The organism is Maribacter caenipelagi (assembly GCF_004364175.1).
Taxonomy (GTDB): Bacteria; Bacteroidota; Bacteroidia; order Flavobacteriales; family Flavobacteriaceae; genus Maribacter; species Maribacter caenipelagi.
Map to the genome: position 1 here is coordinate 348787 of NZ_SNZW01000016.1, position 26128 is coordinate 374914.

Annotated in this window: 13 protein-coding genes; 3 read left to right on the forward strand and 10 right to left on the reverse strand. The window is 35.4% G+C overall.

Translation table 11 applies throughout. The annotated features are described in order from the left end of the window. Positions 1-6 precede the first annotated feature (6 nt). From DFQ03_RS14005 to DFQ03_RS14030, 6 genes are all read right to left on the reverse strand, one after another. Complete coding sequence (locus DFQ03_RS14005; RefSeq protein ID WP_133673797.1) at positions 7-1161, reverse strand: endo-1,4-beta-xylanase; 1155 nt, start codon at positions 1159-1161, stop codon at positions 7-9. A 210-nt stretch (positions 1162-1371) separates the two neighbouring features. Further along, positions 1372-5532, reverse strand: a complete 4161-nt coding sequence (locus DFQ03_RS14010; protein ID WP_133673798.1) for a hybrid sensor histidine kinase/response regulator transcription factor — start codon at positions 5530-5532, stop codon at positions 1372-1374. Between the two features lie 64 nt (positions 5533-5596). Beyond that, a complete protein-coding gene (locus DFQ03_RS14015) occupies positions 5597-7771 on the reverse strand; it encodes an alpha-glucuronidase family glycosyl hydrolase (RefSeq protein WP_243834506.1) in 2175 nt (724 codons plus the stop codon). Between the two features lie 209 nt (positions 7772-7980). Beyond that, positions 7981-11289, reverse strand: a complete 3309-nt coding sequence (locus tag DFQ03_RS14020) for a VCBS repeat-containing protein (protein ID WP_133673799.1) — start codon at positions 11287-11289, stop codon at positions 7981-7983. Between the two features lie 113 nt (positions 11290-11402). Then, on the reverse strand, positions 11403-12887 hold the full coding sequence (locus DFQ03_RS14025) for a RagB/SusD family nutrient uptake outer membrane protein (RefSeq protein ID WP_133673800.1): 1485 nt from the start codon (positions 12885-12887) through the stop codon (positions 11403-11405). Between the two features lie 20 nt (positions 12888-12907). Continuing rightward, positions 12908-15901, reverse strand: coding sequence for a SusC/RagA family TonB-linked outer membrane protein (locus DFQ03_RS14030; RefSeq protein WP_133673801.1), 2994 nt, complete (start codon positions 15899-15901; stop codon positions 12908-12910). A 341-nt stretch (positions 15902-16242) separates the two neighbouring features. On the opposite strand from DFQ03_RS14030, the gene DFQ03_RS14035 reads away from it, so the two are divergent. The 3 genes from DFQ03_RS14035 (at position 16243) to DFQ03_RS14045 (ending at position 20424) form a co-directional block, all read left to right on the forward strand. Further along, complete coding sequence (locus DFQ03_RS14035) at positions 16243-18369, forward strand: thioredoxin domain-containing protein (RefSeq protein ID WP_133673802.1); 2127 nt, start codon at positions 16243-16245, stop codon at positions 18367-18369. Between the two features lie 66 nt (positions 18370-18435). Beyond that, a complete protein-coding gene (locus DFQ03_RS14040) occupies positions 18436-19191 on the forward strand; it encodes a sulfite exporter TauE/SafE family protein (RefSeq protein ID WP_133673803.1) in 756 nt (251 codons plus the stop codon). Between the two features lie 39 nt (positions 19192-19230). Continuing rightward, on the forward strand, positions 19231-20424 hold the full coding sequence (locus DFQ03_RS14045) for a DegT/DnrJ/EryC1/StrS family aminotransferase (protein WP_133673804.1): 1194 nt from the start codon (positions 19231-19233) through the stop codon (positions 20422-20424). A 4-nt stretch (positions 20425-20428) separates the two neighbouring features. Here the strand turns inward: DFQ03_RS14045 and ribB are convergent, their stop codons facing one another. The 4 genes from ribB to DFQ03_RS14065 are packed head-to-tail and all read right to left on the reverse strand — an operon-like array spanning position 20429 to position 26117. Continuing rightward, a complete protein-coding gene (ribB, locus tag DFQ03_RS14050; protein WP_133673805.1) occupies positions 20429-21565 on the reverse strand; it encodes a 3,4-dihydroxy-2-butanone-4-phosphate synthase in 1137 nt (378 codons plus the stop codon). Between the two features lie 2 nt (positions 21566-21567). After that, positions 21568-23055: an LptF/LptG family permease gene (locus DFQ03_RS14055; protein ID WP_262711594.1), complete on the reverse strand. Its 1488-nt coding sequence runs from the start codon at positions 23053-23055 to the stop codon at positions 21568-21570. Between the two features lie 26 nt (positions 23056-23081). Continuing rightward, on the reverse strand, positions 23082-23726 hold the full coding sequence (locus tag DFQ03_RS14060) for a LolA family protein (protein WP_133673807.1): 645 nt from the start codon (positions 23724-23726) through the stop codon (positions 23082-23084). A gap of 12 nt (positions 23727-23738) precedes the next feature. Then, positions 23739-26117 carry an FtsK/SpoIIIE family DNA translocase gene (locus tag DFQ03_RS14065; RefSeq protein ID WP_133673808.1) on the reverse strand — a complete coding sequence of 793 codons (2379 nt, stop codon included), beginning with the start codon at positions 26115-26117 and terminating at the stop codon, positions 23739-23741. Between the last annotated feature and the right edge of the window lie 11 nt (positions 26118-26128).

The following is a 26128-nucleotide window of genomic DNA, read 5'->3' on the forward strand; positions in this document are numbered from 1 at the left end:
AATTAATTATAATGTACTGTCATTGGCAACTTCCAATACGCTGTAATAAGCTGCTTTTGGTTGATAATTTCTGTCAAATAGAAGAGGGTAGTTGGTTCTGTTTCTAATAGGCCAGTTGTTTAACCATGAACTGTTATCGTTAACACCCCAAAAGGTAACCCTGCTAATTTTATCGCTATGTTTTTTAAATAGCTTGAAAATATCTTTGTATCTATTGGCAAGTTGGGTAGCTACAGAATCGGGCATTTCTTTGGGATAAGGATTCATGTATTCACTTCCCTCAAAGTTTTGACTGACCTCGGCGCCTACTAGGTCCCAAGGGTTTGGTAAAACCGTTATATCTAATTCAGTAATCATTACTTGAACACCTAAAGCAGAATACTCTAAAATACTTGTCTCTATTTCTTCTAGAGTAGGGTCAACCAAATTCCAATGTCCTTGCATACCGATAGCATCAACTCTAGCGCCTTCCTTTTGCAGTTTCTTCACCAATGCTATAGCACCTGCTCTTTTTTCGCTATTCGTCATATTATAATCATTATAGTAGAGCTCTGCATTGGGGTCGGACTCCTGTGCCCACTTAAAAGAATTGACCAAATACTGCGGACCCAATTTTTCTAAAAATAATGAGTTTCGTAACGTACCATCCTCATTTAATGCTTCATTGACTACATCCCATCCGTGTATTTTACCTGCATATCTAGAAGCAATGGTCTGTACGTGATTTTTTAAACTAGTATTAAGCTCTTCCTTGGATTCTATTTCTTCTACCCAACTCGACAACTGACTGTGCCAAACCAAATTGTGGCCAATAAAGGCGATATTGTTATTTTTGCTGAAATCAACATAGCTATCTGAAGTTTTAAATTCAAATACACCTTGTTCTGGTTCCATATGCTCCCACTTCATGGAATTCTCAGGTGTTATGGTATTATATTCTCTTTTTACAAGTTGAGCACCAATACTGTCACTTTCAAAAATAAGATAATCATTTACTGCAACTCCAATCAAAAATTCATTTTTAAACACATCTTTCATTGTAGCAGGTTCACTGTGTTCTGTTGATACTTGTTTTTCACTACATGCTACCATCAAGAATAATGCGGTTGTGTAAATTAAACTAAACTTGAATTTTGGGTAAATAGATAAGCTGTTTTTCATATGATCGGTCTATAGTTTTTATTTAGTAGAGTGGGTGTTAAAATTACAATCTACCTCTATGTTGAATTAGCAGATTTGACGCATTCGTTGAAAATTTTGTTGCATTTTAGAAGAATAAAACGTCTAAAAATGACAATCTGCTATTTTGGTAGCTGTTATATTGAAGAATTGAAAACTTATGACCTAATATAAGAACTGTTTTGTAGTTCTTTAATTTGTGGTTTTAATTTCAGTCGGAAGGATGCCAAACTCGTTCTTAAAGCATTTGCTAAAATAAGATGCAGAAGAAAAACCAACCTTAAAACCAACTTCACTAATAGATTCGCTACCACTTTCTATCATCTGTTTTGCTTTTTTTAAGCGTATTTTTCTAATGAGTTCATTTGCGGTCATACCTGTTATCGCTTTAATTTTACGATATAGTTGACTTCTACTTAAAGACATGTCGTCTGCTAAATGTTCTACTTTTAAATCTGGTTCGCCTAAATTTTCGTTTACATAATCTAAAACCCTTTGCATGAAGGTCTTATCTAGACTTGTGGTATTATCTAATAGGGTGATTTTGTTTTTATCATTTATATTTTTTTCTATAAACTGTTGACGACTCTTAATAAGACGGTTAATGTATGACTTTAGTAATTTCATCTCAAAAGGTTTGTTGAGGTAGGCGTCTGCGCCTGAGTCAATACCCTTAATTTTGTCACTGCTCATAGCTTTTGCGGTAAGCATTAAAACTGGAATATGGCTGGTCTTTAGGTCTTCTTTAATTTGTTTACAGAATTCAAATCCGTCCATCTCTGGCATGATTACATCGGTAATAATTATATCTGGAATTCCCTTCAATGCTATTTGTAATCCTATTTTACCGTTCTCAGCTTCTACTACGGTGTAATCAACTCTCAGTTTATTCTTTAGATAATTTCTTAGTTCAGTGTTATCCTCTACAATGAGTATGGTCTTTTTGTTTTTAGTTTCTAAGTTTAAAAGTTGATTTTTAGATTCTTCATCTTCAATGGGTTCTTCTGTAATATCCTTATTTTCTTTTCCCGTTGGGATTGATAGTTCTGATGATTCTAAATGCTCTTTTCCTAATGGAAATAACAATGTGAATTTTGTGCCTTCACCTATTTCACTTTTGACTTCTACGATGCCTTTATGTAATTGAACAAAACTCTGAACCAATTCTAGACCTATGCCTGTACCAGAACTACCAAAATACTGTTGGGTCTTATCGGATGCCTGATAGAACCTTTCAAAAATATGTTCGATATCCTCTTTATTAATGCCAGACCCTGTGTCTTCTATACAAATTTCTAATGCATGATATGGAGTTGCATCATCTATTAGTGGAAAAATAATTTTACTGTTATGGGCATAAACACCTAAAGTGATAACTCCGTTCTCTGGTGTAGCCTTAAAAGAATTGGATAGCAAGTTGAAAATGACCTTCTCCAATAACCCTGGATCTCCCCAGAATTCTATTTCATTGTTGTCATCTGTTTCTATGTTAAGTAGAATGTTTTTCTCAAAAGCTTCTTCTTCAAAGTGTTCGGTAATTTCTTTCACGAATTTATGAGCATTTATTCGTGAAGTATTTAAGGTCATCTTATGTAAATGGAGTTTTCTGAAATCCATTAATTCATCGATCAAGTTTTTAAGTCGATTTGCATTTCGGAATATAATTCTATGTTTTTCTTTTAGCCCTTTATTTAATTTATAATTATTGGTGTCCATGATATCCATAATGGGATTCATAATCAACGTTAAAGGTGTTCTGAACTCGTGAGATATATTAGTAAAAAATTGAATTTTCTTTTCGTTTAACATCTCTTCTTGTTGACGTTGAGATCTTTCAAATTGAATGGTTCTACGTTCTTCTCTTTGTTTATTCAAGAACCAGTTGATTAAAAAGATAAAAGTTATGAATGCTATTATATAACCAAATATAGCCCATGTGGTAGCCCACCATGGTGCTAGTATGGTAATAGGCAAAGCAAGAGGTTTTTCCGTCCAAACACCATCATTGTTAGATGCTTTTACATGAAAGGTATAATTACCTGGAGATAGATTGGTATAAGTTGCAGATCTTGAGTTTCCCACATAATTCCAGTCATTTTCAAACCCTTCTAGGTAGTAGGCATATTGGTTATTGTTAGCTCTGGTAAAATTTACCGCAGCATACTCTAGTGTAAATACAAATTGTTTAGGTTTTAAGGTCAGATGGTCGACTTCTGAAATATTTTTTTGAATAGGCACCCCTTTTTCTGAAGGGATTACTGATTTGTTAAATAGTTTTAAATCAGTAAAATAAACTAATGGTTTGTTTGTGTTTCGTAAAATATTATTAGGATTGAAATAATTAATCCCTTCATAATTACCGAAGTAAAGAATGCCATTTTTACCCTTAGTGACAGCATTGTAGTTAAAGTTATTGGCTAGTAATCCATCTTCTTTGTTATAGTTTAAAAATTTCTTGGTTCGGCTATCGAGCATAGAAAGTCCTGTTTCACCACTAACCCAAATATTCTTATTATCATCTTCTATAACAGATGAGATATTATCTATTAATAAACCATCATCAGAATTAAACCAGTTTATTGTATTTTCTGCGATATTGATTTTGCCTAATCCCATTCCGTAAGTGCCTAACCAAATATTGTTGACACTATCTTCATATAAAGATCTGGCATCGATGGTACCCTGAATATTTGAGTCTTCAGAAATAATATTGGTGAATACTACAGTTTTGTGTTCATCATTTGAAAAACTTACTCTTAATATACCGTCGGGTCCACCAATCCATATTTGATCTTGGTGATCTACTAATAGCGTTCTAATATGCCCTTCTTTTCCTAAAAGTTTAGTAAAAGTATCACTAGAGTGGTGGTGAAATTCTCTTGTTTTAGGATTGTACGAATGTAAACCGCCATAGTACGTGCCGATCCAAATAGTACCCTTAGAATCTTCAGAAAAGGTAGTAATGCTGTTAGAGGTAAGAGTTCGGTTGGTCGTTTCTATTGAAAAGTTTTTAAACGATTTATCCCCTTTGGGCAAATAAAATATACCGGAACTCCAGGTGCCTACCCATAAGTTTTCTTTTTTGTCTAAATGGATGGTTTGAACATCTAAGTTTTTTAGTTCTTCAGAATTAGTAGTGACGATATCGGAGATATGTATGAATTCTTTAGTTTCTAAATTGTATTTGTCAATACCACCACCGTCCATTCCAATCCAAAGTTGATTGTCGCCTCCTTCTGCAATGCCGGTTACAGATGGGGATTGTAAGGAATTCTCGCTATATGGTAGACTTTCTAAATCTGAGAATTTATCATAATACTTGTCGTAAACACTAATGCCCTTATTGTAATAACCTAGCCAAATGCGTTCGTTATTGTCTATAAAAATTGACCAAATGGAATTTGAACGAATTCGTTTTGGGTCAGATTTGTCATAGGTGTAATTATGAATCGGATTTCCTTTGATGTCTAAAACAAAAAGCCCATCATTCTCTGTAGCACATATGACGGTATTGTTTGCTAATATTTTTACTGCAAAAATACGTTTGTTGGTAAAATTAAAAACATCAACAGCATAGTGTTCGTCTATATCGTTTCGTACTTTTAATAAGCCCTTCGTAAAAGTTCCTATCCATATATTATTATCGGTATCTATGGTTATTGATTGTATGGCATAATCAACAAGTAAAGTTCCATTTTTAGTACTTATTTGTTGTGGCTTTAATTGGTTATCTCGAGTGTCGTATTTGAATAAACCATCGGTAGAACCTACAAGCATATCGCCATTTTTCAACGGAACAATGACATTTATAACTGACTGTGTTCCATTTGAACCTTCTTCATCTTTTATTTCTTCTATTGAATAATCAGTTACGTCTAATTTATAAAGTCCGTTGGCAGGTGTGCCAATGAAAATAGACCCGGTACTATTTTCACTTATTGCAAAGACGGGTATATCTTTATTGGTTAAGGTATTCTTAGAAATACTTATGCTGTGGAATATGTCTAATTCTTTATCGTATTTATTTAGGCCTTCGTTTGTACCTACCCAAATATTATCATTGGAATCTATAAATATGGTATTGACTATAGAAGTATTTATTGATTTGCTATCGTTCTCATTTTGTTTGTATGCTTTTAAGTCTGTACCATTATACTTGAACAGACCTTCGCCATTGGTAGCTATCCAAATAAGCCCATCTTTGTCTTGAACAATTTTGGTAATTGCACTTTTAGGTATGCCATCATCAATAGTCACAAAATTATATGCATCAGCAACTTTTTGAGCAGTAGCGGTAAACACTAAGCTCAAAATAAATTGTATCACTAGTATGTATCGTAGACTGTTTTTCATACTACCAAAAATCCATGTTTTTGTAATGCTATAATTATCCCATTTGCTTTAGTAAAAAAACACACTAGTCCCATTTTGGTTTAATGCCAGGGGCAAAGGGGAATTTAAGCGATTGATAATATTCTAAAGTATGGGTAGGTTTTTCTACTTTGTCAGGCAATGGTAATTTAGAGAATGTCTGAAAATACAATAGGCAAGCATCTCGCCACCATTGAGCTTCTTTTAATTGAATTTGCAATAACATTTTTACATCGTTGTACTCTTGTTCGCTCACATATGATTTTGAAGCATCCCAAGTTTTTATCATAGTCTTTACCTGATCAACCCCTTCTTGATATTTAATGGCTATTCCATCCCATAAAATTTCTCCATTTTTTAATTTATAGTTCCAAGGTAAATGATGGAACCAAAGAAGGTACTCCTCAGGTATGGCGGTAACATCATTGTACATGTCTTGTACATGTGGAGCATATTGCTCTGTTGCATTACTACCTGATGTTGTACGGTCAAAACCAATACCTTCGGTGTCTGTTTGGTGGTAATAAACGGGGTTCCAATCTGGTCTTCCTAAATTATCTACCCAAGGACCAGGACCATAATGATGTCCGGTATCAAAAATATGGTGTAACCCGATCGGATTCATATAATTTACAACTGCTTCACGAGAGGTAAGCATCATTCTTTTAACAGGCTCAACAAAAGCATCGTCAGTATTATAAGTTAAGCGTAGCCATTCATCTGCAATTTGCTCTGAACTTATATAAGGATCCCATGCTAATCGTCCAAAACCATACCAGTTTGCTTGTGCAAAAGGATGTCCTGTCCAGTTTATATCTGTTCCAATGTTAGAAACACCAGCCATTACAGTGATTTTATTACGATACAAACTACCGTCTATAATTTTTGCTATAGTAGAGCCTTTTCCTTTTTGGTAGGTATCGGTATCTAATACTTCTTCAAATAATTTAGGCAAGAAAACCAAATGACTGCTAAACCCTAAATATTCTTGCGTAATCTGAAACTCCATCGCTAAGGGAGTTTTCTTTAAAGCGCCGAACATAGGGTGAAAAGGTTCTCTTGGCTGAAAATCTATAGGTCCGTTTTTAACCTGTACTACTACATTATCCTTAAACTTTCCGTCATAGGGCAGGAATTCATCATAGGCTTGTTTAGCTCTATCTGTATCATCATGCTCTGAGTACACAAAGGCTCTCCAAATTACATTTCCGCCAAAAGGCTCTAAAGCAGTAGCCATCATGTTGGCACCATCCACATGGTTGCGACCGTAGTTCTGAGGACCAGGTTGTCCTTCGGAGTTTGCTTTAACCAAGAATCCACCAAAATCAGGAATTCGCTTATATATTTCAGAAGCTTTATTTGCCCACCACTTTTGTACTTCTGAATCAAGTGGATCAGCTGTTTCTAAGTTTCCAATTTCAATAGGTGCGGAAAACCTTGCTGTTAAATAAACTTTAATTCCGTAGCCTCTGAATACATTAGCCAACGCTTCTACCTTCTCCAAATACATAGGCGTTAATACCAATGCGTTGGCATTTACGTTAGTAAGAACTGTAGCATTGATACCTATGGATGCATTTGCCCTAGCATAATCTATATAACGCTGATCTATATGTTCCGGTAGTTTTTGCCAATTCCAAAGTGAAAATCCTGCATAGCCACGTTCTACGCTACGGTCTAGATTATCCCAATGATTAAGCATTCTTAGTTGGATTTTAGGACTATCAACCACATCAATGTCAGTTAGTGGTTTGTGCAACTGCATAAACTCTAAAAGCTTGAAAGTACCATACAATAATCCGACCTCTTTTTTTGCAGTAATAATGGTCAACTGTTTATTATTAAATGCTATGGACTTTATAATAAAGCCTTCTTCATTTACCGAATCTATACTCTTCTGAATTTTAGGTTTTAAGTCTGTGGGTAGATTTTTGAAAGTATCAATTAAAAGCGTTGTCTCATTTGTAAAGCCATTTTGAAACTTGGTTTTATTATTTAGTATTTTCGGTAATGCTAGGGATAATTCTTTTTTCAAATTTTTAAATACCTCACTTTCAGAAGAGATACTAATGGAGTTTGTTATCTTAGAATAAGAATCTGATAGTTCTGAGTTTTCTATGAGGTTATACTTTAACCAAAGGTCGTAATCACTTAGCTGTTGACTTTGTGCAACAGTAATCATTAAAAAAAAGAATAGAACTAATACGTTTCTCTGTTTCATATATGATAATTGTGTTATAAGGGGCTACCTTTAAAAATAGCCATATTTCTACTGAAATGCAGCTGATTTAACTATCATGGAATGATGCAGACCTTCATGAAAGTGTACACACTTCTTCCGTGATTTTTAAATCAGTCACGGTATACAATAGGCTAGGGGCATAATTCTTTAAATATTTTATCGATAAAGTAATTACGATAACCTTTTCGTCAATTCCACCTTACAAATTGCAGGTAGTCATTGTTTTTAGCAGCAATTAGGTAAGGTGTTTTCTTATTTTTATGAATAATGCTCATTGTTTTTACATCACCAGGAATAAATAATCCGCTTTCGTCGGCAGTAACACTTTTAAAATCTCCTTTACCGTTACCTTTTAATAGCAATCCATAACCCGCATCGTTTCTTGGAGTTTCTACCTCAGAAACAAATAAGTTACCTGCAATAAGGATGTCTAAAAATCCGTCTTTATCATAATCATTCACCAAAATTGCATTGATGCTTGATATTTGTGCTTCTACAGGTAGTTTGTGAATAATTAATTTTCCGTCCTTGTTTTCCAAATACACACTTGCAAAAGACTTCACTTGATAATGCAAAGCGGACTCAAGCGATTTTTCTGTGTATACATCTTCAAGTGTAGCTTCTGCAAAGCTTTCGTAATTCTGGAACTTTTGTTTTATTGCCGGTATTTGTTGAGAAGAGCATTCACGCCCTCTTAATGGATATTGTTTACCATCATTATAATAGCTTAACACAATATCTTCTTTACTATCCTTATCAAAATCGTTTACGAAAATATCGAAGGTTTCATCTTTGGTTGCCTTGTATTTGTAGTTTAATCCATTATTGCCAACGATGTAGTCCATGTCACCATCTTGATCAAAATCACCTTGTTCTATACTCCACCACCAGCCGGTAGTGTCTGTAGTTAAGCCCATGTCTTTAGAAACTTCAGTAAATCCTGTTGCGCTATTTTTAAATACTCTAATAGGCATCCATTCACCAACTACAATAATATCTTGCCAACCATCATTGTTGTAATCTGTAACAACAGCGCTGGTAGCCATACCTAAGTTTTTAAATGCTGTAGGTTGTAATTTTTCATTTATTTGAAACGCCAATTTGTCCTTAGTGCTGATGTTTTCTAGTATGTAACTATCAGTTGGGCTAGGATAATTACCTGGTACTTGTCTGCCTAGAACCAATAGGTCGTCATCACCATCTTTGTCAAAATCTGCATTATAGACTTTAGAGCCGCTAATGGTCAAATTTGGCATGTTTTCATCAGTTACTTTACTGAAATTACCTGTGCCATTGTTGACATACAATCTATCTTTCAATTTTTTGTCGTTTAGAGTAAATTCATATCCGCCGCTTGCTATATAAAGATCATTGTCACCATCACCATCTGCATCAAAAAATAAGGCACCAGTATCTTCGCTTAATATATCTTCATCTAAAAAAGAGGTATCTGCTTTTATAAATCCGTTAGATTCTTGTAGAAAAAGACTACCGGTTGAACTTACAGAACCGCCAATGAAATAATCTTCTAAACCATCTCCATTTACATCGCCAACCGCCAAAGCCGGACCAAAAGCTGACATTTGATGGGGCAGTAGTACTTGGGTTGCAAAGTCATCATAATAATTTTCTTGGTGTCTATAGTTAGGAAAGACTTGGGTAGTATCTGTTTCAAAGATTCTAGCAGCATTTGAAACTTCGGTCAGGTTCGCGTTGGCATCTGTACGAGACAATATTAACTCTTGATTACTATCTATATTATTTAGCTTTTGAACACTGCCATCTGTCCAGACTATTTTTATTTCGTCAACTTTAGCATGTTTTCCTAAACCAAAGTGCAATTCAGGTGCAACAGATGATTGAAAACCTCTAGAAAGGGTTAACTCTTGTGTTTGGGTTATACCTTCTGTGGTAACAAAGACCCTATTGCCCAAGCCAGAAGTGTTTCCTTTTTCACCTGTGAATTTGATTGATAGATAATTATTTGTTTCTGAGCTTTTATTCTCAAATAGAGATGCTTTGTCGTCAATATTATTTGTGATTATTTCAAGATCACCGTCATTATCCAAATCGGCATAAACAACTCCGTTAGAAAATCCCTTATATTCTATGCCCCAAGTTTTATTGGCCATTTCAAAATCTAAATTGCCATTATTCTTAAAGATGAAGTTTTCTATTTTTTCAGACGGTATGCTCTTACTTAGTTCTAATAATGTGTCTTTTTCAATTTTAATATCGTCTAGTTTATTGAAATAATCATTGTTATTGATTTCTTTTCTAGTTCCGTTTGAAACAAATAGATCTTTGTTTCCATCATTATCAAAATCGGCAAATAAAGGTCCCCAGCTCCAGTCGGTCGAAGAGGTACCCGTGATTCTTGATATATTAGAGAAGTGGGGAATGCCATCAGTAAATATTCCGGAATTTAATTGCATGCAATTGTGCATGTATTGATAGTGAAAACCAGCATTTACAACATCCCAAAATAAACTAGGATTCATACTTGCCATGTTTGCCTTTTTTCGCCTATTGCTTCTGGCATCCATATCAACTTGAAAAATATCTAAGTTTCCGTCATTATTAATATCCGCAATATCAGTACCCATGCCGTAGAATGCTGTATGCGCCGTTGCCTCTTTTATAACCTCTTTGAATGTACCATTTTGGTTGTTGAGGTACATGAAATCTGGAGAATTGAAATCATTTGAAACATAAAGATCTGGCCAGCCGTCATTATTAATATCGCCTACTGTCGCACTTAATGTAAGTCCGAAATTCTTTAGACCTGCCTGTTCTGTAACATCTGTAAATTTGTTTCCGTCATTTCTGTATAAGTGATCAGAATCATTATTCTCTAAATTATTCATCTTAAAAGAATAGTAAAATGTTGGTGACTTAAAGTTTGTAGGCGGGTAATTGGCAACATACATATCTATATCACCATCTTTATCGTAATCTAAAAATGTGGCTTGTACGCTATTGCCTGTATCAGCTATACCGTATTCTTCTGCTCTTTCTGTAAATGTGCCATCTGTATTATTAATATATAATTGATTTTCTTTTGGTTTGAACTTACCGCCAACAGAGCAATAAATATCCAAAAATCCGTCTCCGTTTACATCTGCCATGGTAACACCTGTATACCAGCGATTATCACCAGAAACGCCCGCTTTATCAGATATATCTTCGAATTGCAGATTACCTTTGTTGAGGTATAATTTGTTGGGTACTTGATTTCCTGTGAAGAATAGGTCGAGAAGGCCGTCATTATTGATGTCACCCGTGGCAACACCGCCACCCATATACAAGTACGAGTAAGTGAAGTAATTTAATGAGTCGTTTTCGGTAAGAATATTACTGAAATCGATACCGGTTTGGTTAGCAGCTATACTTGTGAATATTTTACTGTTTACCGGTTCTGTTTTTTTTGAGCAATTGATGAACGCCAATAAAACTATTGAGAATATTAATGGTCTAAGCACAATTGTAAATTTCATGTTTTATAAGTTTGATAGTTAAATATACCACACTAATTGTTATTATTGAAAAAGCAGCATGACTGCACATGCTGCTTAATGTAATTCAACTAAACTAACTTAATAATAAAATTTTAATAACCAGGGTTCTGGTCAGCAGCAGATACATTTTCATTAGATGTTATTTCTCTATCTGGAATTGGCCAAAGCTCATTTTTACCAACTTGAAAGTTGGTTCCCGCCAATTCAGTTGAAACTAAGTTCCATCTAAGAATATCGTTAAAACGAACTTGTTCACCAGCTAATTCTACTTTTCTTTCATGAACAATAGCATCAAAAACTTCAGCTTTTGAAAGTCCGTAAGGCAAATCGACAAGACTTGCTCTTTCACGAACTTCGTTGATAAGATCTACGGCATTATCTTGCGTGCCGATCTCATTTTCACATTCTGCCATCATTAATAGAACATCGGCATATCTTAAGTATTTAAAATTGATACCAGACTCTTGATCTTCATTAGCATCTTTGTAGTAATTCTGATATTTTTTCCAGCCGGCACGTCTCTCATCACCTGCAGTTAGCATTTCTGCGGTTACTGTACCACCTCCAAAGGTGTCACCAACAGAATAAAAGCTATCGGCATATCTTGTATCTCCAACTTCAAATTCATCTAAAAGATCATCAGAAGGAAAAACATTGAACCAGTCATTGAAACCATATTCTTGACCTCTAAATGTTGCTTCGTTTGGTCCGGCACCCGTAACAGACGAGTCCCATTTTGCACCAGCTCCAAGCGCATCATCATATTCGATTTCGAATATTGATTCTACACCGTGCTCTGTTTCTTCAGTAAAGTTGTAAAAATAGTTAGGCTCTAAAGCATAACCAGAAAGTTTATTAAACTCGGTTAACGCCAATGAATGCTCCCCTAAAAATAAATATACTTTACCTAGCAAGGCAATAGCTGCACCTTTTGTAGCTCTACCATTATCTTCGTCACTTTTATTGAATAAGCTTGAAGAAGCTGATTGAAGATCAGAAATAATCAAAGCATAAACTTCGGATGCCGAAGACTTGGCAATACCTTCTGTTGTAGTTGGTATTTCTGTTATTAAAGGTATATCTCCAAATCTAGTGACCAATAAGAAGTTATATAGTGCACGTAAAAATTTAGCTTCACCTATAAACTTTTGCTTGGTTGCATTGCTCATTATCGATTCTTCGATTTCGTTGATCAACTCTTCGTTACCAATAACGAAATTAGCTTTATTGATACCTCTGTAGCAACTTTCCCAATAGTCGGCAATAGGGCCATGACTTGAATCAAAAGAGAAATCTAAATATTGTCTCTTATCTGCTTCTAATTGAGGGTTACCATCATTCTCGTGAGACATGTTGTCTTGTGAGAAAAACATGTGTCTAGAATACAGTCCTCTAGTTTGTAAATTGGCGTAAGCTGCATTTACAGCGGATTGTACTTGTGCTTCTGTCTTAAAAAATGTTTCTGGAGATAACCCATTTGGGTTTACCAACTCCAAATCATTTTCGCTACATGCATTTACTATTACCATTATGGTAAAGAGCATAAACATTGAAAAAATTATTCTTGTTGCTTTCATATTTCTTTTCTTTTTAGCAATTAAAATGATACTTGTAGACCTATTAAATACGTCTTAGGTTGTGGGTAGGCACCTCTATCGATACCAAATTCGAATAAATCGCCATTACCCACTTCTGGATCTAAACCAGAGTAATCAGTAATGGTAATCAAGTTTTGTCCACTAACATAAACTCTGAATTTTGAGAATAAATCTTGACCAAACGTATCACTAGGTAGTGTGTACCCTATAGTTAGGTTCTTAAGTCTTGAGAAAGATCCATCTTCTACAAAACGATCAGATAATTGAATGTTCTGTGGTGCGCCGCCAGCTCTTGGTACTGTAGTAGATGGGTTACTGGTAGTCCATCTATCTAACACACCAACACCTGCGTTGAACAGTCTTGGCATACCTTCAAGGTCATAAATATTTGTGTTATATAAATCTCTGCCATAAATACCTGTCCAGAACATATTGAAATCCCAATTTTTATAATCGGCACTTAAATTAAGACCGTATGTAAAATCTGGTAATGGGTCACCAATAATGGCTCTGTCTTCTGATGTGATATCGCCATCGTTGTTCAAATCTTTAAATCTAATATCACCTGGTTGTACAGTTGTTTGACTTGGGTTTGCGGTAAACACAGCGTCAACCTCCGCTTGGTTTTGATAAATACCATCTGTAACCAAACCAAAGAAATGGAATAGCGATTCACCTTCGGTGACTCTTGTAATTTGTTGAGTTTCAAAACCACCACCGTTTAATTCGTCTACACCACCTAAAGATAGCGCCTCGTTAGTGCTAGTAGATAAATTTAAGTTGGCAGACCATTTGAAATCACCTTCAAAATCGTTGTATCCTAAGCTCAATTCAAAACCTGTTGTTTCAACTGCACCTACATTTCTTACTTGACTACCTTCATTAATACCTAAAGATGTGGAAGTAGGTACACTAATTAACAAATCATCACTTCTATTTTCATAGTATTCTAAGGCAGCAGTGAATTTATCATTTGCAAAACCTAAATCAACACCAACGTTCATTTGTCTTGTTTCCTCCCATTTTAAATCAGGATTGGCCAAACCGAAAGCGGTCGTTCCTACAGCGTTAGACCCAGCTATTGGATATAAAAAATTGTTGACCAAGGTTGCACTATATAGGTAATTTGCTATTCTGTCATTACCGGAATACCCTAAACTACCTCTTAGTTTTAATGTACTTACATTGGTATCTAACATGAAGTTTTCTTTGGCAACGTTCCATCCTAACGCATAAGAAGAGAACCATCCCCAGCGATTATTAGAACCAAATTTAGAAGAAGCATCACGTCTTAATGATACCGCAGCAATATACTTGTCATCATAGTTATAGTTTAACCTTCCTAAGAAGCCTAATCTATTGTATTCAAATGATGTACTCTCTAAGCTCGAGTCTTCATTAGACAATTCATCAATTTCGTCAGAAACCGAATTTCTACTATTGGCATTTAAACTTGTTCCTTTACTTTCGAACTTTTCTGCTAATAATAATGCTTCAAAGTTATGTACATCAGCTATTGTCTTATTATATGTTAAACTATTTGTAAATATTATAGTTTGACCGTCAGAAGAGTTCTTGGTAATAGCTGCAAAAGCTTGTTGGTGCGTACCGCCTAAACTATCATCGTTATATGAAGGTATAAATTGGTTGCTGTTACTTTTAAAATAATCTAAACCAACTTGAGACTTAAATTTAAGACCGTCTATTATAGAATATTCTGCAAAAATATTACCTACTAAGCTAAAAGTGTTGTTAACGGCATTACCATGCTTTAGTACCCTTACCGGGTTTTCAGCATCTTGTCCATCACCCGCACTATTTGGACCTTGAAAACCACCAAGATTGTTGGCGTTATAAACTGGTAAATATGGAGCAGCTTTAATTGCATGCTCTAATAGTGAACGTCCGCCGGAGCCATTATCCGGATTTTGTTTGTTAAAATTGATAGACATATTCTGTCCTAACTTCAATTTTCCAAAAGTAAAATCGCTATTTGCTCTAAAAGAGTATCTCTGAAAACCAGTTTCGATGATGATACCTTCTCTTTCAAAATATCCTCCAGAAATTCTGAAATTGCTGGTTTCGCTACCACCGGAAGCTGCCATGTCGTAACTTCTTATAAGTCCCGTAGTGTAAATTTCATCTTGCCAATTGGTATTTAAGCCAGAAGAAGATAAAGGAGTGTTTGGTACAATACCAAAAGCATCACTGGCATATTGTAAATATTGCTCAGTGTTCAACACATCATATCTCTGGGTATTTTGCTGAAAACCTGTGTGTGCGTTAAAAGATAATTGGGTTTTACCACTTTTTCCTTTTTTTGTAGTTACGATAATTACACCGTTAGAACCTTGTGCACCGTAAACAGCTGTTGTTGATGCATCTTTAAGTACGTTAATGGTTTCAATATCATTTTGGTTGATACCAGAAAGATTACCAACGATCACTCCGTCAACTACAAATAGGGGAGAGTTGTTACCAAAAGTACCTAAACCTCTAATTGTTATAGAAGGTTCTGTTCCCGGTGCACCTGTGTTAACTACAGAAATACCTGCAGCACGACCTTGTAGTGCTTCTGTTGCATTAGCTACGGGCACAGCATTTAGATCTTCAGATTTTACACTGGAAATTGCGCCAGTTACTGCAGCTCTACTTTGAGCACCATAACCAACAACGACTACTTCGTCTAGAGCTTGCGCGTCTATTTCCAAAGTTACGTTGATAGATGATTGTCCGTTAACCTGTATCTTTTGTGATTGATACCCTATGTAGCTAATCGATATTGTTCCATTGGATGGTACGTTTGACAGTGAAAAATTTCCATCAAAATCGGTTTGTGTACCATTTGTTGTGCCCGATACCACAACAGATGCTCCTGGAAGAGGTGCACCGGTTTCATCAGAAACAACACCTGTTACGGTAGATGTTTGTGAGTAGGCAAATTGCCCCAACATTGCAATAATTGCAATGAATGTCATTTTGAGTTTAGTCATAATTAATTAAGTTTTAAGTTGTTATTTGTAGCGAATGAGTTTTGAAAAACACTACGTAACAAATATAAAATGAGGGCTTTGTAGAGAATAAAACAAATGAAGCGAACACTGGTAATTATGATGCATAATCATTGTGAACAATAGTAATACGGTAATTTTAGGGTGTAAAATTTGTCATTGTAGTATTTTAAGCTTTAGTGAAGTGTGTATTTCTTAATATTGTTTGTAAATATTGTTTATTTCATAATTTCTAGTGTTGTTACTTTCTGTGATTTTGAAAGAATTATAGAATTATGAGATAGATAAATTAAATATATCTTTGAATCTATTATTTGAGACTTATGAAAATTAATAGCTTATTTTTTGTTCTTATCGGTATACTGGTTTTCAGTTCTTGTAATGATCAAAATAAGAAGGAAGGTGATGTTTTAGCGCAAGATGAACATAAATACACCAATGAATTAATCAATGAGACCAGCCCTTATCTTTTGCAGCACGCACACAACCCTGTTGATTGGAAAGCATGGTCAGATGATGCATTCAAGAAAGCAGCAGATGAGAATAAATTGGTCGTTTTAAGTGTAGGGTATTCTACGTGTCACTGGTGTCATGTTATGGAAGAGGAATCATTTGAAGATGTTGAAGTGGCAAAGCTTATGAACGATAAGTTTGTCAGTATTAAGGTGGACCGCGAGGAACGACCGGATCTTGATATGGTGTACCAAACAGCACTACAATTAGTAAACGGAACAGGTGGGTGGCCAATGAACGCCATTATTATGCCCAACGGGAGTCCAGTTTTTTTGGGTACGTACTATGAAAAAGAAGAATGGAAGAGTATACTGGTCAAATTTAGTTCTGAATATGAAAAGAACCCTGAAAAAATGAAACAGTACGCCACAATGCTCGCAGATGGCGTTCAGGAGGTTTATGAACAGCCAGCAAAACAATTGGCAGATGCCATTACACCAAATAAGTTTGTAAACGGAATTACGGAGTGGGCTACCGTGTGGGATAAGCAATGGGGCGGTAACCTGGGTCAGCAGAAATTTATATTACCTGCCAATTTAACCATGTTGTTAGATTATGCCGTGCTTCAGCAAGATAGTGAGGCAAAAGAGCATGTGCTTACCACTTTGGATAAAGTGATGCATGGGGGAATTTACGATTACGTAGATGGCGGATTTTTTAGATATAGCACTGATAATACATGGAAAGTTCCGCATTTTGAAAAGATGTTATATGATAATGCACAACTGGTGTATCTGCTTTCGAAGGCATATAAATTGAATGAAAATGAGGAGTACAAAAAGAAAGTAGAAGAAACACTCAAGTTTTTGAAGGCTGAAATGCGAAATGAAGATGGTGGTTATTTTAGTGCTATGGATGCTGATACCAATGGTGAAGAAGGAGTGTATTATGTTTGGAAGAAGCAAGAATTAGGATCATTGCTTGCAGATGATTTTGCTATGTTTTCAAAATACTTCAATATTGAGGATAGTCAAGTATGGGAAGATGAAAATTTTGTATTGAACAATACCATATCTAAAGGTGAATTTTTAAAGGAGTTCAAATTAAGTGAAGAAGGCTTTGATGAGAACATGACAAATTGGAAATCAATTTTGTATCAAGCGCGGCAAAAAAGGGAGAAGCCCACCAAAGATTATAAGATTTTAACATCTTGGAACGCACTTTTAGTTGACGGACTATTAGAGGCCTATAAAGCTTTTGGCGAAGATGCATATTTAAGCGAGGCAGTGTCGGTATTTAATTATTTAAAAAATAATAATTATAAAGATGGAGAATTAGTGCATTCTTATACCAAAGATAGTAAGCGTAAAGAGGTATTTTTAGAAGATTATGCTTTTCTTGCCAAAAGTGCTTTTAGCTTGTACGAGGTTACACTAGATGTTTCATATCTAAAGACTTCAAAAGAGTTGATGAATATAGGCTCAGAAAAATTTAAGAGTACTTCTGAGTTGTTCTATTATAATGTTTCTAGTGACTTGGTGCCGAGTATAATTAATACTTCTGACGGGGTGGTGCCTTCTGCTAATGCTATTATGGCGCAGAATTTTTTACGAATTGGTCATTTAGAATACAATATCGATTATTTGAAAAAGGCTGAGGCAATGGGGGCATTGATTACAGGTGATTTTGAAAGTCACGCCATAAGCTACGGGGCATGGGGGTCGTTACTTTTACAGCAAGCATATCCTTTTTATGAAATAGTGGTTGTTGGTAGTGATGCTGAAGAATTAATGAGTGAAATACATAAGAAATATATAGTTAATTCGATTATCGTTGGTTCTACTGTTGAAAGTGATATTTCTCTTTTTAAAGATCGTTATAATGCAGATGATACTTTCATTTATGTTTGTCAGAATAATACCTGTAAATTACCTGTTAATACTACTCATGATGCATTTGATCAGATGAAATCTTTTGGTTACCAAGGGTTTAAGTAGATTTATGAGTAGTTGATCTTTAATAGCTTTAGTTTTTATTTTATTTAAGCTTAAAGAGCTTGTTATATGGAAGAGTGGTATGCCTATCCTTTATTGATATTAGTTGGTTTCGTTGTTGGTTTTGTCAATACGGTTGCAGGAGGTGGTTCTCTTCTTTCATTACCTATATTAATCTTTCTAGGACTTCCTTCAACTTTAGCAAATGGTACAAATAGGGTTGCTGTAATTTTTCAAACAGCTGTAGCTACTGCAGGGTTTAAAAGTAAAGGTGTTTCTACATTTCCATTTAATATATACTTAGGATGTTCTGCATTTTTTGGCTCTATTCTCGGAGCCCGTTTAGCGGTTGATATTAGTGGGGCGCTTTTTAATAGAATTCTAGCCATTGTAATGATTTGTGTAGTGCTTATTGTAGCATTCGGACCAAAAATTGGAATGAAAGAAATTCAAGAACGACTTACTGGTAAATATTTATGGCTTGGAATCATTGCTTTTTTCTTTTTCGGAATTTATGGCGGATTCATTAATGCGGGACTTGGCTTTATAATCATTCTATTTCTTCATTATGTTAATAGAATGACTTTAGTGCGTTCTAATGCGACCAAAGTTGCTGTTGTTTTTATGTATATGGTTTCGGCATTGATCGTATTTGCGTGGAACGATCAGGTGAATTGGAAAATTGGTTTAATACTGGCAATCGGTAATGCTAGTGGAGCTTGGGTAGCCAGTAGAGTGTCTGTAAATATGGGTGATGGCTTCGTGAAAAAGTTCTTGATTTTTATGGTCTCGATACTAGCCGTAAAACTTTGGTTTTACCAATAATTTAAGCAAAATTTGTAATACAATATAAAATAAGATAGCATGCCAGGTTTTGAGTTGTTTGGAGAGAGTGAGAAAAGTCAAGTTCAAGATGTTTTAGATTCTGGGGTGTTGATGCGTTACGGCTTTGACGGTATGCGAAATAACCACTGGAAAGCTTTAGAACTTGAGGAAGCTTTATCTAAAAGAATGGAATCTAAGTATGCACAATTAGTTAGTAGCGGTACTGCCGCTTTAACTGTTGCGCTTGCCAGTGCTGGTGTTGGTGCTGGGGACGAGGTAATTATGCCAACCTTTACATTTGTAGCCAGTTTCGAATCTATTTTAGCAATTGGTGCAATACCAATTTTGGCAGATGTTGATGATTCATTGACTTTAGATCCAGCTGCTGTTGAAAATGCTATCACCGATAAAACTAAGGTTGTAATGCCGGTCCATATGTGCGGTTCTATGGCTGATTTGGGTGCTTTGAAGGCTATATGTGATAAACATGAGTTATTGCTTATAGAAGATGCCTGTCAGGCAATAGGAGGTAGTTATGATGGTAAACCATTGGGTAGTTATGGTGATTTAGGCTGTTTCTCGTTCGATTATGTAAAAACCATAACTTGTGGCGAAGGCGGAGCAATCATTACCAATGATGAACTGTATAAAATAAATGCCGATCATTATTCCGATCACGGTCATGATCATGTGGGCAACAATCGCGGAACGGAAACACACCCGTTTTTAGGGTATAATTTTAGAATATCAGAATTGCATGCTGCCGTGGGTTGTGCGCAAATAGCGCGTTTAGATGATTTTTTGTCTATTCAAAAGAGAAATTACACGGTTTTGAGAAAAGCCTTATCTCCACTTTCTAATATTACGTTTAGAAAAGTGCCTGAAGGTGGAGTGGAAAATTATTCATTTATTTCTTTTTTCTTACCAACTACAGAAATAGCAAAAAAAGCGCACACAGCTTTAGGTGAAGCTGGTGTTGATGCCTGTTTTTATTGGTTTGATAATAACTGGCACTACTACAAAAAATGGGAGCATTTGACCCAAAAAAGATCTTTAGGTAAATTGCCGCAAGAGGTAATAAATCAGTTGCCTGACTATTCGCAATCAGACTTTTCAAAATCTGATGCATGGATCGGTAGAACCATTTCATGTCTTGTAAAATTAAGCTGGACAGAAGAAGAGGTTTCTGAACGAGCAACTAAAATGAAATATGTTTTAGAAAAGTTTATTTAGAGCATTAATACTTCACGTATTCTAAAATTTCTAATCCGTATCCGACAATACCTACGCGTTTCGCTTGGGTACTGTTGGTCATTAATTTCATTTTATGAATACCTATGTCGTGTAGTATCTGAGCTCCGATACCGAAGTCACGATTATCCATTTCAATTTTAGGTGCTTTGTGAACGCCTTGTTTTTGCAATTCTTTCAACTCTTTTAATCTTGAAAGTAGATTAAGTGATTCTGAATCTTGATTGATGAAGACAATTGCTCCTTTACCTTCTTTATTAATCTTGTTGAACATATCCTCTAACTTTTCGTCAGGGTTATGTGTCAACGTTCCTAAAATATCATTATTGATCAGGGTAGAGTTGATACGGGTCAATATTTTTTCTTCAGATGACCACGAACCTTTTGTTAATGCAATATGTATATGGTTGTTTGTAGTCTGCTTATAAGCTCTTAATCTAAATTCACCAAAACGCGTGGTAATATCAAAATCAACTTCTTTGTCGATTAAGCTATCATGCTCCATTCTGTAGGCAACAAGAGATTCAATAGAGACAATCTTTAAATCGAATTTTTTAGCAACATCGACCAATTGAGGTAGGCGTGCCATCGTACCATCTTCATTCATGATTTCTACGATAATTCCTGCTGGCTGTAGTCCAGCTAATCTTGCAAAATCAATGGCAGCTTCTGTGTGCCCAGTTCTTCTTAATACGCCACCTTCTTTAGCAACTAAAGGAAAAATATGCCCTGGTCTGGCTAAATCATGGGGTTTGGTATCACTTTCGGTTAATGCAATGACAGTTTTAGATCTATCACCGGCAGAAATACCTGTAGTAACTCCTTTTCCTCTTAAATCTACAGATACCGTAAAAGCCGTTTCTAAAGGATCGGTGTTGGTGCTTACCATCATATGTAACCCTAAATCTTTACAACGACCTTCGGTTAATGGAGCGCAAATAAGACCTCTGCCATGAGTGGCCATAAAGTTGACCGTCTCAGGTGTCGCTAGTTCTGCAGCTGCCAGAAAATCTCCTTCATTTTCACGATTTTCATCATCAACTACGATAATTACTTTACCGGCGCGAATATCTTCAATCGCTTCTTCAATGCTATTCAATTTTATTGTACTAAGATCTGTCATGGTTAAGAATCAGCTTTATCTTTTTTCTTAAATAATTTTTTGAAGAAATCGGCTATAAATCCGAAGTCCATCAATCCTTTATCTTCAGTTGCTCTTTTGGTTAATACAACACCTAAAGGTAGCATAATCAGCGTTGCTAGCCATGCACCTAACATTGGGTGTATATTACCTTCTTTGGCGTAGTTTCCTGCAAAAACACCTATAAAATAATAAATTAGGAAAAGGACTATGGCGATTACCATAGGCAAACCTAATCCTCCTTTCCTAATAATAGCACCTAAAGGGGCGCCTACGAAGAAAAGAATGATACAGGAGAACGCTAATGCATACTTGTTATGAAGCGAAAGAATATGCATATTGTAGATTTTATATCTCTTCTGCATTTCTTCTTTTTTGCCGCTAACGGTTCCTAAAATACTAGTCGTGGCATTTTTAGCGCTACTTAATATCTGAATTTGTTGCCAATCTGGAAAAAGGACAAGAAAATTGTCATTGATGGAATCTTGCAGTGCTATATTTTTTTTGGCAATACCTGCCTTAACATTTAAAATGGAATCTTTTTTACGAGCCATGTCCGTTTTGGTAGAATCATTTTTGTTTGGTACCAAAGGGATGAACATGCCTGTTCTACTTTCTATGTTTTTTGAAAACGCACGAACAATACGGTAATTATCGCCACGTAACGAATCTATATCTTTTGAGAGTCGCGATATATTCTTCATTTTATCGGTACTGATATCTCGCTCTTCCTCTAGATCATCATTATTGATTTCTGGTATTTCAATGTTCATGGTGTACTCGTCGAAATCTGCCTGAGCGAAAGGAAATTTCATTTTATTGTCATTACTTTTTGAAGTAACATCTTCATAATAATGCCCGTCTGTTAATACCAATTGTATTAGGTCAGAGTCTTCACTGCTTATTAATTCTCCAGTTTTAGATTTAATAACTGTGGTATTTAGGTTATTTGCAGATTTTCTATGGATGATAACATTTCTAAGAAAGCGGTCATTTTCACCATACTTCTCGTCCACTTTAATATTCATACCCTCGAAATCACTAAATACACCTTCAGACACTACTGCCGCAGGTTTTACCTTGGCAATATTTCTACGGAGGTTGTATATTTTTCGTTGTGATAATGGAATGACGTTGTTGGCAAAGAAAAATGTTACTCCGCCTAAAATGGTCACGAATATGATTAAACTCAACATAGAACGTTGTAGTGAAATCCCTGATGCTTTCATTGCAGCGAATTCATAATTTTCTGCAATAGAACCAAAAGTTAAAATAGAAGATAAAAGTACTGTTAGCGGTAATACTTTTTCGGTAAGGTCTGGCATTAAATAGAACAAGAATTTACCGATAATGATAATGTCTAAACCTTTGCCCGCAAGGTCATCAATAAAAAGCCAAATCGTTTGAAATATGAAGATGAACATCAATATTACAAACGAACTGACAAAATTAAAAACGAACCTTGATAGGATATATCGGTCTAGTATTCTCAATAGTTCTAATTTCTTAGAATGAAATATCCTTCATCCTTATATTTAGCTTCATCAAAAGTAAATAAGGTTTTGGACAAAGTTTGATCTGTTTTAAAAGAATTAACAGTGATGGTCGTTTTTGTACCGTTCTTACCAGTTTCAATTAAGTTATAAATGTGCTTTGTGCCCATATCTATGCCTAATAATCTTGATTTTATTTCGGTATCAGAATCGATAGGAGTCAATTTTACGTATTGTATCTTTCTTCCTTGAATATCCTGTAAAATATCCCAAGCATAGTTATGTCCTTCTTTGTAGAAGGTCAGCATTTTAGAGGGAGTCATCGCATTTTCGTCTTCAGACTTATCCTCTATCGTTACTTCTTCATTTTCTGGCACAATAGTGTATACTTTATTACCGTCAAATATTTGTTGAGAACCTAAATAATTGAACATGTATTTATTTCCGGCGAGGGTAACATCGCCTCTTGTCTCTTGGTTGATACCTGCTTCGGCATTCTTTAAATCGAACTTGAAGTCTACAAAGATGTTGTCGTAACTCTGTACTTTGTTATAAACTTCATCAAGTAAGGCTTTCGCTTTATCTGAACCTTGAGCGTTAACAAAGGTTGCGGTAAACATAATCGTCAAAACAATAATAACTTTCTTCATCTCTTTTTAATATTATTCATTATCCAATATTTGTTGAAGGGCAACCATGTCAGATACATAAACCTGTCGTGCTTTACTACCTTCAAACGGACCTACAATGCCTGCGGCTTCTAATTGATCAATAATTCTACCGGCTCTATTGTACCCTAATTTCAACTTTCGTTGAATTAAAGAAGCAGAACCTTGTTGGGCAATTACGATAACTTCAGCAGCTTCGCGAAACTTTGCATCTCTGTCAGACACGTTATTATCAAGACTCGTGCCAGAATCTTCACCAACGTACTCTGGTAATTCGTGTGCATCTGGGTAAGCACGCTGACTACCAATGAATTCCACAATTTTTGCTACCTCTGGGGTGTCTACAAAAGCACATTGAATACGAGTGACATCGTTACCTTGTGTAAATAACATATCTCCTCTACCAATTAATTGATCTGCACCTGCGGTATCTAAAATTGTTCTTGAATCTATTTTAGAAGTTACCCTAAAAGCTAACCTTGCAGGGAAGTTGGCTTTAATGATACCGGTAATAACGTTTACAGATGGTCTTTGCGTTGCAATGATCAAATGTATACCAATTGCTCTCGCTAATTGCGCTAATCTAGCTACAGGCGTTTCTACCTCTTTACCAGCTGTCATGATCAAATCGGCAAACTCATCAATTACTAGAACTATATAAGGTAAAAATTTATGACCGTCATTCGGGTTCAGTTTTCTAGCCTTAAACTTGGTATTGTATTCTTTTAGGTTACGAACCATGGCTAATTTCAACAGTTCGTATCTATTGTCCATTTCAATACAAAGTGAATTCAGTGTGTGAATTACTTTTGTATTATCGGTGATAATAGCTTCTTCTGAATCAGGAAGTTTGGCTAAGAAATGACGCTCAATTTTATTATAAAGTGTAAGTTCAACTTTCTTTGGATCGACCAATATGAATTTTACCTCTGCCGGATGCTTTTTATACAATAGCGAAGTAAGTACAGCATTTAAACCTACCGATTTACCTTGACCGGTAGCCCCTGCCATTAATAGGTGAGGCATTTTTGCTAAATCTACTACAAAGGTTTCGTTACTAATAGTCTTACCGAATGCGATTGGTAATTCCATTTCTGCCTTTTGAAATTTACTAGAAGCGATTACAGAACGCATAGATACTATCGATGAATTCTTGTTCGGTACTTCAATACCAATAGTTCCTTTACCAGGAATAGGGGCAATGATACGTATTCCCAAAGCTGCTAATGATAGTGCAATATCATCTTCAAGGTTTTTAATTTTCGATATTCTAACACCAGCCTCTGGTACTATTTCGTATAAGGTAACGGTCGGACCAATGGTTGCCTTAATTTGGGCAATTCCGATTTTATAGTTTTTTAGAGTTTCAACAATTTTATTCTTGTTTTCTTCTAATTCTTCTTGATTAATAGTGATACCGCCGGTTGCACCGTGTTGGTCTAGAAGATCAATGTGCGGAAATTTATAATTTCCTAACTCCAACGTAGGGTCAAATTCGCCAAAATCATCTACAAGTTTGTTGGCAAGAACATCAATTTCTTCTGGTTCTTCAATAACCGATTCAACCTCCATTGCCAAAGTTTCTTCAGGCTCTGGCTCAGGTATAGTAACTTCAAAATCGTTAGTTTTTTCTTCTTTTTCTAAATGTGGAATTTCGGTCTTATGGGTATACGTATCTAATATAACCGGAGTTTCTTCTTCTAGCGAAGTAGTAAGAATGTCTTCTTGTTCTTTCTTTTTGCTTGCCTTGCGTTCTTGGTTAGCTTTAAACTCTGTAGAAATAGCTTCTTTTCTAGATTTAAAAAACGATAAAATACCTTCTGGTGTAACATCGAACAATCGTACTAGAATAAATATGAGACCGAATACCAATAAAAGAAGTACGCCAATTTTACCAGCGTAATCTTGTAAGAAATCGTTCATCTCAAATCCAACCAATCCGCCTAATAACGGGCTAGAGGTTGCAAAGAAACCTAAGGTAATTGAAATCCAGATAATGAATAACAAACCCCAAATCCATTTTTTGAACAAGGCTTTTAAAGGTAGTCCTAAAAAGAGATAGATACCTGTAATACAAATAAGAAAAGGAACAATAAGAGAAGCTACACCAAAGCCTTTATACATGAAAAAGTGACTAATACTAGCCCCGAATTTGTTCAGTAAGTTTTTAGCAAGTTCATTACGGTCTTTAAACTCTGACAAAAGACTTTGGTCATCTTGCCAGTTAAAGTAAAATGAAATAAACGAAAAGAACAATGCAATACTAAAGAGCATCAATAAACTACCCAAAATAATTTTATTCTGTTTGGATAATCTAAACGGTGTTCGCTTTTTAGTAGGTTTCGGCTTTGATTTAGTTGCCTTTTTTGCCATTAAAACTTAAT

What these genes read in the sequence shown, in the direction of transcription:
- DFQ03_RS14005 (WP_133673797.1), bottom strand. Translation starts at nt 1,161, where the DNA reads ATGAAAAACAGCTTATCTATTTACCCAAAATTCAAGTTTAGTTTAATT.
- DFQ03_RS14010 (WP_133673798.1), bottom strand. Translation starts at nt 5,532, where the DNA reads ATGAAAAACAGTCTACGATACATACTAGTGATACAATTTATTTTGAGC.
- DFQ03_RS14015 (WP_243834506.1), bottom strand. Translation starts at nt 7,771, where the DNA reads ATGAAACAGAGAAACGTATTAGTTCTATTCTTTTTTTTAATGATTACT.
- DFQ03_RS14020 (WP_133673799.1), bottom strand. Translation starts at nt 11,289, where the DNA reads ATGAAATTTACAATTGTGCTTAGACCATTAATATTCTCAATAGTTTTA.
- DFQ03_RS14025 (WP_133673800.1), bottom strand. Translation starts at nt 12,887, where the DNA reads ATGAAAGCAACAAGAATAATTTTTTCAATGTTTATGCTCTTTACCATA.
- DFQ03_RS14030 (WP_133673801.1), bottom strand. Translation starts at nt 15,901, where the DNA reads ATGACTAAACTCAAAATGACATTCATTGCAATTATTGCAATGTTGGGG.
- DFQ03_RS14035 (WP_133673802.1), top strand. Translation starts at nt 16,243, where the DNA reads ATGAAAATTAATAGCTTATTTTTTGTTCTTATCGGTATACTGGTTTTC.
- DFQ03_RS14040 (WP_133673803.1), top strand. Translation starts at nt 18,436, where the DNA reads ATGGAAGAGTGGTATGCCTATCCTTTATTGATATTAGTTGGTTTCGTT.
- DFQ03_RS14045 (WP_133673804.1), top strand. Translation starts at nt 19,231, where the DNA reads ATGCCAGGTTTTGAGTTGTTTGGAGAGAGTGAGAAAAGTCAAGTTCAA.
- ribB (WP_133673805.1), bottom strand. Translation starts at nt 21,565, where the DNA reads ATGACAGATCTTAGTACAATAAAATTGAATAGCATTGAAGAAGCGATT.
- DFQ03_RS14060 (WP_133673807.1), bottom strand. Translation starts at nt 23,726, where the DNA reads ATGAAGAAAGTTATTATTGTTTTGACGATTATGTTTACCGCAACCTTT.
- DFQ03_RS14065 (WP_133673808.1), bottom strand. Translation starts at nt 26,117, where the DNA reads ATGGCAAAAAAGGCAACTAAATCAAAGCCGAAACCTACTAAAAAGCGA.